This window comes from Lentimicrobium sp. L6, from assembly GCF_013166655.1.
Taxonomy (GTDB): Bacteria; Bacteroidota; Bacteroidia; order Bacteroidales; family UBA12170; genus UBA12170.
The window spans coordinates 26,866-41,522 of sequence record NZ_JABKCA010000055.1; the positions used below are offsets into that span (position 1 = coordinate 26,866).

Annotated in this window: 15 protein-coding genes; 6 read left to right on the forward strand and 9 right to left on the reverse strand. The window is 34.8% G+C overall.

All coding sequences use genetic code 11. The features are described from left to right. Positions 1-567 carry a hypothetical protein gene (locus HNS38_RS13975; RefSeq protein WP_172278325.1) on the reverse strand — a complete coding sequence of 189 codons (567 nt, stop codon included), beginning with the start codon at positions 565-567 and terminating at the stop codon, positions 1-3. Positions 568-788: 221 nt separating this feature from the next. On the opposite strand from HNS38_RS13975, the gene HNS38_RS13980 reads away from it, so the two are divergent. The 4 genes from HNS38_RS13980 to HNS38_RS13995 all read left to right on the forward strand — a co-directional run bounded on the left by HNS38_RS13980 (position 789) and on the right by HNS38_RS13995 (position 5,929). Then, positions 789-1,265, forward strand: a complete 477-nt coding sequence (locus HNS38_RS13980; RefSeq protein WP_172346627.1) for a TlpA disulfide reductase family protein — start codon at positions 789-791, stop codon at positions 1,263-1,265. 1 nt (position 1,266) lies between these two features. Continuing rightward, positions 1,267-1,866 (forward strand): thioredoxin family protein, encoded by a 600-nt coding sequence (locus tag HNS38_RS13985; protein ID WP_172346628.1) that lies wholly within the window; start codon positions 1,267-1,269, stop codon positions 1,864-1,866. A gap of 138 nt (positions 1,867-2,004) precedes the next feature. After that, positions 2,005-3,954, forward strand: a complete 1,950-nt coding sequence (locus tag HNS38_RS13990) for a DUF3857 and transglutaminase domain-containing protein (RefSeq protein ID WP_172346629.1) — start codon at positions 2,005-2,007, stop codon at positions 3,952-3,954. Positions 3,955-4,060: 106 nt separating this feature from the next. Then, a complete protein-coding gene (locus HNS38_RS13995) occupies positions 4,061-5,929 on the forward strand; it encodes a DUF3857 domain-containing protein (RefSeq protein WP_172278317.1) in 1,869 nt (622 codons plus the stop codon). A 75-nt stretch (positions 5,930-6,004) separates the two neighbouring features. Here the strand turns inward: HNS38_RS13995 and ahcY are convergent, their stop codons facing one another. The 7 genes from ahcY to HNS38_RS14030 all read right to left on the reverse strand — a co-directional run bounded on the left by ahcY (position 6,005) and on the right by HNS38_RS14030 (position 12,006). Continuing rightward, positions 6,005-7,429: an adenosylhomocysteinase gene (ahcY, locus tag HNS38_RS14000; RefSeq protein WP_172278315.1), complete on the reverse strand. Its 1,425-nt coding sequence runs from the start codon at positions 7,427-7,429 to the stop codon at positions 6,005-6,007. Positions 7,430-7,751: 322 nt separating this feature from the next. After that, entirely contained in the window at positions 7,752-8,084 is a 333-nt protein-coding gene (locus tag HNS38_RS14005; RefSeq protein WP_172278313.1) for a hypothetical protein, read from the reverse strand. Between the two features lie 135 nt (positions 8,085-8,219). Beyond that, positions 8,220-8,789, reverse strand: a complete 570-nt coding sequence (locus HNS38_RS14010; protein WP_216663729.1) for a YceI family protein — start codon at positions 8,787-8,789, stop codon at positions 8,220-8,222. Between the two features lie 28 nt (positions 8,790-8,817). After that, on the reverse strand, positions 8,818-9,537 hold the full coding sequence (locus tag HNS38_RS14015) for a pirin family protein (protein ID WP_172278309.1): 720 nt from the start codon (positions 9,535-9,537) through the stop codon (positions 8,818-8,820). A gap of 98 nt (positions 9,538-9,635) precedes the next feature. After that, complete coding sequence (locus tag HNS38_RS14020) at positions 9,636-10,538, reverse strand: helix-turn-helix domain-containing protein (RefSeq protein WP_172278307.1); 903 nt, start codon at positions 10,536-10,538, stop codon at positions 9,636-9,638. Positions 10,539-10,541: 3 nt separating this feature from the next. Then, positions 10,542-11,156, reverse strand: a complete 615-nt coding sequence (locus tag HNS38_RS14025) for a bifunctional 2-polyprenyl-6-hydroxyphenol methylase/3-demethylubiquinol 3-O-methyltransferase UbiG (RefSeq protein WP_172278305.1) — start codon at positions 11,154-11,156, stop codon at positions 10,542-10,544. Between the two features lie 58 nt (positions 11,157-11,214). Further along, entirely contained in the window at positions 11,215-12,006 is a 792-nt protein-coding gene (locus HNS38_RS14030) for a DUF3108 domain-containing protein (RefSeq protein ID WP_172278303.1), read from the reverse strand. Positions 12,007-12,270: 264 nt separating this feature from the next. Between HNS38_RS14030 and HNS38_RS14035 the strand changes: the two genes are divergently transcribed. Both HNS38_RS14035 and HNS38_RS14040 read left to right on the forward strand, forming a co-directional pair. Continuing rightward, complete coding sequence (locus HNS38_RS14035; protein ID WP_172278301.1) at positions 12,271-12,714, forward strand: TerB family tellurite resistance protein; 444 nt, start codon at positions 12,271-12,273, stop codon at positions 12,712-12,714. A gap of 148 nt (positions 12,715-12,862) precedes the next feature. Continuing rightward, positions 12,863-13,450, forward strand: a complete 588-nt coding sequence (locus HNS38_RS14040; RefSeq protein ID WP_172278299.1) for a DUF3109 family protein — start codon at positions 12,863-12,865, stop codon at positions 13,448-13,450. Between the two features lie 86 nt (positions 13,451-13,536). Here HNS38_RS14040 and rfbA read toward each other — a convergent pair whose 3' ends face one another. Further along, positions 13,537-14,397: a glucose-1-phosphate thymidylyltransferase RfbA gene (gene rfbA, locus HNS38_RS14045; RefSeq protein ID WP_172278297.1), complete on the reverse strand. Its 861-nt coding sequence runs from the start codon at positions 14,395-14,397 to the stop codon at positions 13,537-13,539. Positions 14,398-14,657: the final 260 nt, after the last annotated feature.

Genomic DNA, 14,657 nt, shown 5'->3' on the forward strand with positions numbered 1-14,657 from the left:
CTAGAAAGAGAAAGAAGCACCAAGCATAGGCTTTATGGAAACATTACGAATATTTGTGTCATTTAACAATATTTCTAAACCCGTTTCAAAAGACCATCTTTTGTATCGATACGATACTCCAACTCCAATATTTACATATATATAATCATCATCTCTATCGGCAATAAAATCATAACTAGGATATTCTATATGCCCATGACCTATCCCCAATTGAGCAAATGGTTGAAATGTAAATTCTCTGAAATATCTTCTATAATTCAGACCAAATTCAAAATTTTTATAAGAATTAGAAACAAATAGGTTAGAAAAAAAGGCATCTGCGAATACCATATCTTTATTAGATATCATATATCCAATTCTTGGTGATATGTTAATATAGGTCTTCTCACCTTCATAAAAGTTCACTCTTATATCTTGAATACCAATATGAAACTCCCCTTTCTTAGGCCTATAAATAAAAGTATTACTTTCAGACTTCGGTGCTTCTTTTGTTTCATTTTGGCCAATTAAGGCAAAAGGCAGTGTCAACAACAGCCCTAAAACAATTAGTAAAGATTGTTTTATCATGATTATTTAATTTGGATAATTTTAGACAAATATAAAACAAACATGAAGTAAAGAACAATTAAAAAGTCCAATATACCTGAATAAGGTTTAAAGAGTATCTAAAAATCACAGATTTCCTAAATGATGAATAATAACAATTCATTATAAATTCAGTTTGAGTAAAAGAAAACAAAAGCGAATTCTTTGTTGTATTTTTGTATCACACTTAATAATAAGGAATTATGAAATCTTTTAAAACATTTATCCTTTTCATCTTACTGGCTCCTCTTATAGTTATGGGTCAAAACATTGAAGTCATTAAGTTTCATGAATTAGAAAAAAAATACATGAATGATTCAGACACCTTATATTTGGTCAATTATTGGGCCACATGGTGTAAACCCTGTGTAGAGGAACTTCCTGATTTTATCAAACTGAATACTTTACTGAAAGATCAGAAGTTTAAAATGATTTTAGTCAGCTTAGACTTTCCTTCGCAGATTGATTCAAGAGTCAAACCATTTATTAGAGAAAATGGAATTCAAGCAGAAGTGGTAGTATTAGATGATGATGCTAATGTTTGGATTAATAAAGTAAATAAAGATTGGGATGGCGATATTCCGGTCACACAAATCATTCAAAAACAAAAAAAGGAATTCTATAATTCCACCTTAACCTATTCAGAGCTTATAGATATTACCGAAATTAAACTAAAATGAAATGAAAAAAATTAATCTTTTTATATTATTGCTTCTAGTGACTTCCTTCACATTTGCTCAAGGCTATAAAATTGGTGATGAGGCCATGAACTTTAACTTGAAAAACATCGATAACCAAATGGTTTCTCTTTCAGAATATAGTTCTGAAAAAGGAGTCGTAATCATTTTTACCTGTAATCACTGTCCTTTTTCTGTGGCCTATGAAGACAGAATTATTGCCTTAGATAAGAAATATAAGGACTTAGGATTTCCAGTAGTGGCCATCAACCCTAATGATCCCATCTCCTATCCTGAAGACTCTTTCGAAAACATGAAAATAAGAGCCAAAGAAAAAAGATTCTCTTTCCCCTATCTTTTCGATGAGAATCAAGAAGTATATCCCGTTTATGGAGCCACAAAAACGCCACATGTTTATTTGTTAAATAATGAAAATGGCAAATTTGTTGTTTCCTATATAGGAGCCATTGATGATAATTCAAAAGATGCATCACTGGTGGAAAAAACCTATCTGTCTGATGCCATTGATGCTCTCTTAGCTGGTAAGAAACCTGAACCTAACCTAACTAAAGCAGTAGGCTGTTCTATTAAAGCTAAAAAATAGAGAATGCTTAACCAAGCTAGCTGTTAAACCTTTTTTCAGGTTAATTTATAACCCATTAAAACGATGTCTTTAAGGTCGTTTTAATGGGTTTTGTTTTACAAATATTCCTAACTTAGCCCATCTTTTAAAAACAAACACATGAAAAAAATATCCATAATGATGGCTATGTTATTCTTTGCGCTGATACTTCAGGCTCAGAATATGCAAGATCTCATCGCTAAAGCAGGAGATTCCAAAACATTTCCTAAATCTGATGTGGTAGTGATTTTTGACAGCACCTCTGTTGAAATGCAACCTACTGGTCTTAGTTATTACCAAATGCATAAATTGGTTAAAATCTTAACCTTACAAGGTGCAAAAAACAACCATGTGGTAAAAGTGGGTTACGATCCTCTTTCTGCTTATGTGGAAATTCAAAAAGTAATTATACATAAAGCCAATGGAGATACTAAAACCATTGAAAACCCAGTACTAGATTATGCGGCACCAGCAAGAGCTATTTACTGGGGAGCACGTGAAAAGATGATTGAAGTTGGTCGTTTAGAGCCAGGAGATGCATTAGAAATCATCACCTTTAAAAAAGGCTATACTTATGCGCTTTTACAAGGAGCTAGTGATGATGACAATGACAAATATATACCTCCAATGCGAGGCCATTTTTATGATATCGTTCCTTTTTGGAGCAACGAACCCATACTGGAAAAAACGTATGTTTTAAGTATCCCTAAGGATAAAATGTTGCAGTATGAGATATTTTATGGAGAGTTAACTTCCAAATTACAATTCCAAGGGGAGCGCATTGAATACATATTTACGAAAAGAAACATTATGCCTGCTGAAAGAGAATCAGGAATGGTGAGCAAAAACAATGTAAATACCAAGCTGTTGATGTCAACAAGTCCTGATTGGTATGCCAAAGGAAAATGGTTCTATACTGTAAATGAAGATTATGATGCCTTTACACCGACTCAAGAAGTTCAAGAATTTGTAAATGAACTTCTAAAAGGGAGCAAAACAGAGTTAGATAGTATTTCTGTTCTCACACACTGGGTTGCCGACAATATGAGATATTCGGGCATATCCATGGGCGAAGGAGAAGGGTTCACCTTACATAATGCAGAGATGAACTTCACCGACAGATGTGGTGTTTGTAAGGATAAAGCCAGCTTATTAATTTCATTCTTAAGAGCTGCAGGATTTGAATCTTATGCCGCCATGACAATGGCTGGTGAAAGAATAGATGATGTACCTGCCGACCAGTTTAACCATTCGGTAACAGTGGTTAAAAGAAGAAATGGCGATTATCAGTTACTCGACCCTACTTGGGTTCCCGGTGTTAGAGAATTATGGTCGAGCGCTGAGCAACAACAAGGTTATTTAATGGGATTACCCGATGGCGCCGATTTAATGTACACTCCTATTTCTCCACCTGAAAACCATTATGTGAGAATCAATGGGAAATCTAAACTAGATAAAGCTGGTTTACTAAAAGGTAGCTTTACCATCACTGCCGAAGGGCAATCTGATGCTTCTGTGAGAAGAGTATTCTCCGGATTACGCACAGAATGGGACAAGAATTTAGAGAAAGAATTACTAAATCTACACCCCAATGCTCGATTAACTAAAGTCACTCATACTGACAATGATAAATATTTAGAAGAACCCGTTTCCATTACTTATCATTATGAAATTCCAGATTATGCCTTTGTAGGCGCGAATGAAATTATCTTCACTCCTCCAATGGCATCTGGCGTATTCAAAAGAGCAATGGCACATCTTTATACCAATACTGCTGCAGAAAACAAGAAATTCGGATTTAAAGATCGTTGTTCTCGATTAGTAGAAATTAATGAAGAGGTTGAACTACCTAAATACGATGAAGCACTTCCACTTCCAACTGCTGATAAAGTTTCATCTGAATACGTTAGCTTCGATGGTGGATATGAGCTAAATGGAAAGAAACTCCAGTTTTCTGAAACCATAAGCTTAGGAAAAAGAGTTTATGAAGCTGAAGAATGGCCAGAGTATCGCCAAGCAGTCCTCAACCAGAATCATTTTGCCGATCAAAAAATCATCTTGAAGAAATAACAAAACTCTGTGCCGTTTTGGTTCCTTTAATGTTACTGTGTGATTTAATTATTACACAAAGAACCACGAAGAAGTCACCAAGAGGCACGAAGAAAAAAGAAAAATCATGAAGAAATATATTATCCTAATAACAATAGCATTTCTGACAACAATGGGCTTTACTCAGGAAACAGATGCTGTTTTCAAGAAAATAAAGAAAGAACATATTATGCATACCGATGGCAGCATAGAGTTCAAATACTATAAAGAGGTAAAATTACTTACTCCTTATGCGTTCAACAGATTATTCGGAGAAACTTTTGTGGTTTACAATCCAGACTTCCAGAAACTGAAAATCCACAAGTCCTATACCATTATGAATAATGGACGCAAAGTGGAGGCTCCTGCAAACGCATTTAATATTGTTTTGCCAAGAGCGGCTTCTGATTATCCAGCCTATAATCAAATGGAAGAAATGGTGATTACCCATACTGGATTAGATGTGGGTTGTACCATTTATTTAGAATATTCTGTGATTTCAAAACCTGGATTCATGACAGAAATGATGGGCACAGAAATCCTCTCAGAGAGTGTTCCAGTGGAAGATTACAAAGTGGTGATTAAAGTTCCAGCGAGAAGAGCATTGAAGTTCGAATTAATGAATAGTGAATTAAAACCTGAGGAGTCTAATAATGGTAAATACCGTTCTTATAAATGGTCTTTTGGTAAAATTAGTCAACGAGCTTTTGAGCAATCCGCTCCTGCTAATTACAATTTAGCCCCAACATTATCATTCTCTACTTTCCCCGATATGACAAGCGCATTAAACGCCTTTAATGCCAATAAAGCCATGGATGATCAATTACCTTCTAGTTTATTGAAGAAAGTAAATAACTGGAAAAAAGAAGCCAAAACTAAAATGGAATTGGCTTTAAACATTCAGAAATATATTGCAGATAATATTTCGAGCAAACATTTCCCCATGGAATGGCATAATTACATGCTTCAAACTCCAAGTCAAGTTTGGAATGCTAATATTGGAAATGATATAGAGAAGTCTATACTTCTATCAAAAACACTACAAGCAGCTGGATTTGATGCCAAAGTAATGGGGTTCATGCCAGAGAAACTATGGCACAGCCAAATCGCTGACCTTGCAAACTTCAAGCACTTTGGTGTTTTGGTTCAAATAAAAGGGCCGGAAAGCTTTGTATTATCAGCCACTCAAATCAATCAGAAATCTATGGATTTAGATTTTCCAAGCGATTTAATGCTGGATTTAAAAACAGCCAAGGTCATTACTTTGAAGAAAATAAAAGCTGGAATTTATCTGAATGCTCAAATCACTATTGATCCCGATAACCAAATATTTGGTCAGCTACAATTCAAACTCAATGGAAGCTGTTTCGATGCTTTGGCTTTATATGAAGACACCAATAGTATTACTAGGAACTTCAGCAATGGCTTAGCCTTTGACAAAGAGAAAAAGGTTGAAGCCTCATACTCAGGAAACTCAAATGCTAAATTCACCATTGCCATTAAAGACGAAGGAAAAATCGAAAAGCAAGAGAATTATTATTTCTGGAAACTTCCTCAAATGAGAAATGGCATTGCAGCTCAACATTTTAATACTTTGCCTGCAAATAGAGAGTTTCCTTTAGTAGTAGAAGCAATTGAGGAGGTCTACGAATATTCTATCACCCTACCGAAAAGTGTGGAATGGGTAGAAAAAGAAGTTTTAATGGAGTATGACGAGTCTTTTGCCAAAATGAAAGTAGAAGTCAAAAGAAAAGATGGGAAAATCTTTGTGACAAAATCATTAACCATCAATCCTGTCATCATTGATATGATGGCCGAAAAAGGCCCTATGAATGTTCATTCTCAAAAGATTGAAGTTTACGAACGAACATTGAGCTTAGAAGAATATGCTATTTTCCGTCAGATGATGATTGATTGGAATAGTGATAGCGCTAATGAACTGGTGCTCAAAAGGTAAAGCCACCAAAACAAAAAAAAAAGATGTCATAGCTTAAAGCGATGACATCTTTTTCTTGTTCCGATAAGCTAAACTCTAATATCTATAGTGATCAGCTTTATAAGGACCTTCCACTTTAACGCCAATATAATCAGCTTGTTCTTTAGAAAGTTCTGTTAATTTCACACCAATTTTTGCTAGGTGTAAACGAGCTACTTCTTCATCTAAATATTTAGGTAAGCGATAAACGCCAACTTCATACTCATCTTTCTTCTCCCAAAGGTCAATTTGAGCTAAAGTCTGATTGGTGAAAGAATTACTCATTACAAAACTTGGGTGACCTGTAGCACAACCTAAGTTCACTAAGCGGCCTTCAGCCAATAGGAAGATAGAATGTCCATCAGGGAAATTATAACGATCAACCTGAGGTTTGATATTGATTTTCTCAACACCAGGAATGGCTTCCATTTGTACCACTTGGATTTCGTTATCGAAATGTCCAATATTACAAACAATAGCTTGATCTTTCATTTGACTCATGTGCTCAGCTGTAATGACGTCTTTGTTACCAGTAGTAGTCACAAATACATTTCCTTCTTTAACTGCTTCCTCCATGGTAGTTACTTCAAAACCTTCCATAGAAGCTTGTAAAGCACAAATAGGATCAATCTCAGTAACTATAACTCTAGCACCATAAGATCTCATAGAATGAGCAGAACCTTTTCCTACATCACCATATCCTGCAACCACAACAACTTTACCTGCAAGCATCACATCTGTAGCTCTCTTGATACCATCAGCCAAAGACTCACGGCATCCATAAAGGTTATCAAATTTAGATTTAGTAACGGAATCGTTCACATTGATAGCTGGAACTAATAATTCACCATTTTCAAACATATGATATAAACGGTGAACACCTGTTGTTGTTTCTTCAGAAACACCTTTCCATTCAGCAACTGTACGTTCCCATCTTGTAGGGTCCTCTTTTAATAATCCTTTAAGAAGCTTTAAAATCTCACCTTCTTCCTCAGTTTCAGGCTTGTAATCTAAAACAGTTGCATCTTTTTCAGCAGCATACCCTTTGTGGATTAATAGAGTAGCATCTCCACCATCATCAACAATAAGTTGAGGGCCTTTTCCACCAGGAAAATTTAAAGCTTGATTTGTACACCACCAGTATTCTGATAAAGTTTCGCCTTTCCAAGCAAACACAGGAACACCAGTAGCAGCAATAGCAGCTGCAGCGTGATCTTGCGTAGAAAATATATTACAGCTACACCATCTTACATCAGCGCCAAGAGCCACCAAAGTTTCAATTAAAACAGCAGTTTGAATGGTCATGTGTAATGAACCCATGATTCTAACTCCGTTCAATGGCTTAGTTTCACCGTATTTTTCACGGAGAGACATCAGGCCTGGCATTTCGCTTTCTGCGATATCTAATTCTTTTCTTCCCCATTCGGCCAAAGAAATATCGGCAACTTTATAAGGAAGATTTGTGGTAAGTAATTCTGACATAAATTTATATATTATTATTCTTAACTATTTTAAGGGGAGCAAAGATAGCAATATTTTATAGGGATCTTAAATCGAAAAATCAAATTATTGTTAATCTATTGGTCTGGATTTTATGCTATTACGCAGAACACTAAATTCTAAACTAAGAAATGTGCTAAAAAAGCTAAATTCTGAATTAATACTGGCCTGGAAATCAAGGCCAATACTCATAAAATCAAGAGGAATTAGCTTAAAACCAAGCTTTAAAGGAAGTCCTAATTTAGAATAGTTTTCGGTAGCATATTGATAACCAGAAACAGTATGGTATAATTTTGCTCCTCTATTACCCCCCCCATACTAAACTCAAGCCAAACTGACATTCAAATCTAAAAACACGACTCCCAAAATATCTTCCCAGCATGAAACTAAGATCATTTCTATTCTCTCTAGGCTCCGATGGACCAAACAATTCTATCTCATTAAATCGCAGAAAACTTCCAGTATAAATATCCTTAAGTGAAAAAATATTAACCCCTAAGCCATAAGATTTCCAAGGTTTTGTATTCACATCATAGCTCATTCCAATCTTAGGATTAATAGAATATTTATTAGTATTACCTTGAGCCAAGACTGAAACTGAGAAAACAAACAGGAGGATGGTCGCTAATAATCTCATAAACTGATTTAAGCAACAAAGTTACAATTTACAACACCCCTTTTCCAGTTATACACTCATTGCCACATTCTTCATTCCATAAAAAACCTCAATTTAATGATAATAAAACCATCAAATTGAGGAGATACTATTATTTTATTTTGTAACCAAAGTCACTGTAAGCGTAAAATCATCATAAATCATTTTATCGCCTAAGCCCTCGAAAAAAGAACCAGAACCGTAGCGAACATCATATTTAGAACGATCAACTACTACTGTGGCCATCATTTTTCCATCATCTTTTTTCACTTCAAACTCAATAGGTAAAGTAATGTCTTTTATGGTTAACTCCCCCATAACACTGGCTTTATCCTTTTTGAATTTGGAGCTTTTACTAATCACAAGTTTGGCTGTTGGAAATTTTTCAACTCCGAAAAAATCTTCAGACTTTAAATGACCTTCAAGCTTGGCTTTGTATTCAGCATCTTCAATATCTGCATTTACAATACTGCTCATGTCGATTACAAATTCACCTCCTTTTAAGGCTTTGCCTTCCATCACCACATAACCTTCTTGTAAACTAATGCTTCCATTATGTTCTCCAGTTACCTTTTTTCCCAACCATTCTAGGCTCGATTTATCGGTATCTATTTCTACTTTCTGTGCCATTACACCTACACTTGCTAATATGATAACGGCTGCTAATATTGATTTTATTGTATTCATCATTATTGTTTTTAATTGTTATTTAATTCTACTTAATATTCGGAACTTCTATGCACAATACATAAGCCGACCGATTGGCCTTTATTTTTGTTTCTTGAATTTCTGATAAACTCATGGCATCTCGTGCTTCTAAAGCCTCCCCTTCTATTTCAACCTCTCCATCAATAATAAAAAGATATACACCATAACTAGACTCCTCCAGGTGATAATTTATCGAAGAATTTGCTTCCATAAATACTCGTGATATTTTAGCTTCTTGATGAATCGTCAGTGCATTACCATCGGGTTTAGTCACGCTGGTAACTAATTGTTGCCACGTATTCTGAGCTTCTTCTGGATGAAAATATTTCTGATCATAAACAGGCTTTACATTGCTTTCATTTGGAAATATCCATAGTTGTAGTAAATTGATATCTTCGGATTTACTGGCATTTTCTTCAGAATGAAATATTCCAGTACCAGCACTCATCACCTGAATTTCATTTACTCCAATCACCTCCTCATGATTCATGGAATCTTTATGACTTATTGCTCCTCGCAAAGGAATGGTAATAATTTCCATATTATCATGGGGATGCTCTCCAAATCCTGTTCCGGCTTGAATAATATCATCATTCAAAACCCGAAGTGCACCAAAATGCATTCTATCTCTATTCTGATATCCAGCAAAACTAAAGCTATACCTGGCTTGTAGCCATTGATAATTTGCTTCACCTCTACTATCAGATTTTATGATGTTTTTCTTCATTTCTCCTCCTTGAATTTTATAATGCAAAGATAACGGCAAGGTTCAAGGTGAATGATATCAAAATCCAAGAGGATGATGTCAAAATCCGATATAGCTAGTTAAGAGTTTGTTAAGGACTGTCGAAACTGAGTGAAAGATATATTTTCTTCCTTTTTAAAGAAGCGACTAAAATGTGAGGATTCTTGAAATCCTATTTGAAATGCAATTTCTTTAGAACTAAGTTCGGTGTGCAATCCCAAGCGCTTAGCTTCCAAAATCAATCTTTGTTGAATGAGTTCTTTTGCAGTCTTGTTCATACTTGACTTTATTACATTATTCAAATAGTCTGATGATATTTTTAATTCTTTGGCATAGTCAGCTACTTTATGCCATGATTTGAAATTAGATTCTAATAGGGATTTAAAACTCTTGACTAGTTGCCCACCAGCTTGTAGAAACTGATCGCTATCTTCAGCTTTTGGAGGATGAGAATAAGGACTACATTCTATTAGAAATAGTTTGAGGTAAGCTCCAATTTTATCAAATTTAAAAGGATCGTTTTTGGGGAGTAGTTCGCGAATTTTGTAGACGAGTTCTTGGAGTTGATAAGCCGAATCGTGTGAGATTTGAATCGGAGGAGTGCTTCCGATATCGGAGAAAAGGTTGAGGTTAGAAATAAAAGTATCACTGATATCATTCTTGGCTAAAAAATCGCATGAAAACAAAATCACCATTCCCTTTGGATTCTCTGAATGGTCCACTTGATGCACTTGACCAGGACTCACAAAGAAGATATCGTTTGGTCGCATTTCGTATTCCTTATAATCGATAATATGCCGACCAGAATAATTTTGCGACCAAAGCACCGTGTGGTAATTGTGGCTATGCGGCGTATCAGTATGATGCCCAAACATCTCTATAACTTCCTCAACAGAACGGATAGCAAAATCCACCACCTGTTCATTATGACGAAGTTCATAAGCTGGAAAACTCCCTTCCTCTTGATTGACTCTTTTACCCATCTACTAAATCTTCCTTCCCATATATCTAATTAGTGAACTTTTGCCTTGATGAAACTCACCTTCATTTAAAACAGCGACCTCCTCAGATAACTCTATAGTTTCAAATCCTAAAAAATCTTCTTCAATCATTTCTTTAGTAAATAGCATCTTCACGTCTCTTGGGCCACTTCCTCTCTCATTCTCTTTACTAACTTCAAGATGAGATTGCGAAAAGCCTTCTAGTATAACGATTCCATACTTTTTCAAATATTTTTGATATTTTTGATGAATTAGCTGACGTATTTGAGGAGGGAAGTGAGCAAAAATCAGGACTAAAATATCATAACTTTCCTCTTCCAATTCGATATTTTGAAGATTGGCAACATGATATGTAATAGAAACTCCTTTTTCTTTTGCTAATTGCTCAGCCTTTCTTTTTCCACCATCACTAAAATCGATGGCAGTTACACCGAATCCTAATTGAGCAGCATAAACCGCATTTCGTCCTTCTCCTTCTGCAGGAAACAACACAGAACCCTTTTGATGGACTCGATTTAAAACTGTTTTTAAATATTTATTAGGCGCCATACCATAAGCATATTCATCACCTTGGTATCTCTCATTCCAAAATTCTTTCATATCACAAAGTAAACAGAAGTATACTTAAGAAATAAAGCTTTTATGTTTTTTAACAGGATTACTTGTTCCTTTTCTTCTTACTGAGTTTAGAGCCCAAAGGATATTTAAGGTTCTTGTATTCGAATAGTTCCCCTTTAATAGAACCAACAATAATTTCTGATTTCACTAAAATAGGTATTCTATTTTTATCATCAGTAATCCAAAGACTCATAGGATAGGGATTATCAAAAACCTCCCCAGTTATCACCATAGGAAGAAACTTATGGCAACGAAATTTCCCCATACTGGTTTCTACAATTTCAATTCCTTTGTAAATAATAGCAGAAGTATATACCGAATCATCTAAATAGAAATCTATTGGGAAATTATCATCCACCTGAATACTATCTATATCCAGGTTTCGAGCAAAATAAAAAGCGGACACCATATCCTGAGTATTCAAACCAATAGAAATTTCTTGTTGACGAGAACGAGCGGTCATGTTCAAGTAATCAAAATCTACATCATCTTCCACCTTATATCCGCCTTCATTCGTCCTTCGAACAAACCGGTAAGGTTTTAAAGATTCTTCATCGAACCATGATTCAAATTTATCTCGAACTTTAAAAAAGAAATCAAAAGAACCTGTTGAACGGCCACTACCAATGGCATGAAATGTTGTTCTTCCATTAAAGAAATCTTTGTCTTTGGCAATTTCCAAGGTTGCTTTTCCAGCATAAACCTTTCCTATTAATGGGGCATCATAATACACCCAATATTTAAGACTCTCACCTCTTTCGAATGCTAAGCTTTCCTTTCCTTGTGAAAATACCAAAAACCCACTAAGCATAAAAGCTAGTAGCATAGTCATTTTCAGTAGGATCCTCTTGATTTGGTTCATAGCATTGAATAAAAAGCAAACTTAAAAAAATATTAAGCGAGGTTTAGGTTAAAGAATACTAAAATTCAACAATTATTACTTAATAACAAAAAGTAGCTCTATTTCTATTTTAGCTCAAAACACTAAATAAACAAAGCCAAACGGAAAATAGTTTTTTATACGCAAAAAACAATTTGATTTAGGAAAATAACAATGTTTTCTTATATTTGTAGGGTAATTATAATTAATCACATTATGGCATTATTTTCATTTAAACAGCTTATATACGGTGGAATGGTAGCTATTGCTGGTGTTGACGGCGAAGTTACTTCCAAAGAAACGAAATTTGTAAATCAAGTTTTCGACAAATATTTAAAAATAAACTCCAAGGAGAAAAAAGAAGTCCTAAACGTTTGGGATGAAAAAGGTGATGACACCTTCACTGAAATCCTTATCGAGGAACTCAAAGATTTTCCAAAAAGAGATCAGATTGAAGCTTTTTCATATATTATGAAATTCATTAGCTGGTCTAAAACACAGTATAATCAAAGTAAAGCAGAGTCTACAAAAGGAGTCGATCCTATTAGAGCAGAGATGGATTTATACCATAAGAAAGCCGAAATGATTATGCGTTCTTTAGATTTTAATTCTAAAGAATATGCTGCGGCAACAAGAACAACAAGAACTGCAAAAAAATAGTTCTGTTAAGATATTTTAAAAGAGGATATTACTGATGTAGCATCCTCTTTTTTAGTTCTATATTTCCCTTTAACTTCATGATATCTAAATTGTATATATATAATCTTCACTATACCCTGTTATCTATAAATAATTTTACTTTTGCCAAATGATATCAATAGGAAAAACAATTATTTCGGAGGAGGTTGTCAAGAAACAATTTAGTTGTGACTTAAATGCCTGCCATGGTGAGTGTTGCATTCAAGGAGACAGTGGAGCTCCTTTAGAAGAGGAAGAAATAGGAGTTATAGAGGATTGTCTTGATGAGATAAAACCCTATATGACCAAAAGTGGAAAAGCCGCCGTTCGTAAAAATGGTATTTTTGACTATGATAGCGATGGAGACTTTGTAACTACCTTGGTAAAAGGACAAGAATGTGCTTTTGTATATTTTGAAGGTGAAATCGCCTTATGTGCTATTGAAAAAGCATATAGAGAAGGAAAAATCAATTATTACAAACCCATCTCTTGCCATCTATACCCCATCAGAATTAGTCAATATAAAGATTTTGAGGCCATCAATTATCACAAATGGGAAATTTGCGACCTCGCTTTACTTAAAGGTAAGAAAGAGCAATCGGCCATTTACGAATTCCTAAAAGAGCCACTCATCAGAAAATATGGTGAAGACTGGTATAAACAACTGGATGAAGAAGTGAAATCTGGTCGCTACGATGAGATTTTAAATAGAGAGTAGTAATGATGCTAACAAAAATAAAATGGCAGAATAAATATTTATTCTGCCATTTTATTTATCAGCACTATTCTATACTAGGTCAAAAGCTAATTTAAAATATTCATTAAATATTGACCATAGCCACTTTTTACCAACGGCTCGGCTAACTTTCTCAACTGGTCTTTGTCAATAAAGCCCATTCTATAGGCGACTTCTTCTATTCCTCCTATCATTAAACCCTGTCGGTTTTCGATGGCTTCCACAAACTGAGAAGCTTCATTTAATGAAGCGAAGGTTCCGGTATCTAACCAGGCTGTACCACGTCCAAGGATACCAACTTTTAGTTTACCCTCTTCTAAATAATGACGATTTACGTCGGTAATTTCATACTCACCTCTAGCACTTGGCTTTATATTTTTTGCTACTTCTATAACTGAGTTATCATAGAAATACAGACCAGGAACAGCATAATGACTTTTCGGTTTTTCTGGTTTTTCTTCAATTGTGATAGCGTTGTGATTATCATCAAACTCTACTACACCATATCTTTCTGGATCATTTACGTGATAAGCATATACAACACCACCATCAGGATCGCTATTAGCCTGAAGTAATTTACTTAAACCTTCTCCATAAAATATATTATCTCCTAAGACCAAAGCCACTTTATCATCACCGATAAACTCTTCACCTAAAACAAAAGCCTGTGCCAAACCATTAGGTACTTTCTGTACCTTATAACTAAATTTCAAGCCCAAGTTTTCTCCTGTTCCAAATAATCTTTCAAAATGAGGAAGGTCGTGTGGAGTTGAGATGATTAAAATCTCTTGTATTCCTGCCATCATAAGCACTGACAATGGATAATAAATCATTGGCTTATTATAGATGGGCATTAATTGTTTACTAACGGCTAAGGTTAAAGGATGAAGACGAGTACCGCTTCCTCCAGCTAATATAATTCCTTTCATAGGTTGTTCTTTTTTAACTTTAATCTAAGTTACAAATAAATAACGAAGATACAAAACCCTTGATATGGAATGACAGGGCAAACGCACACTTTGTTAAAAAGCTATTTTTAGAAGAAAATAGATTAATCTATAGGTATAATGCTAGCGCGGAAATGTTTTCCGTGCGAAAATATTAACATTAAGGAATGTATTTAAATCACACGGATTGCAAATCCGCGTTAGCTTTGTTAAAAATAATTAGAAAAATAAAAGTACGCGTT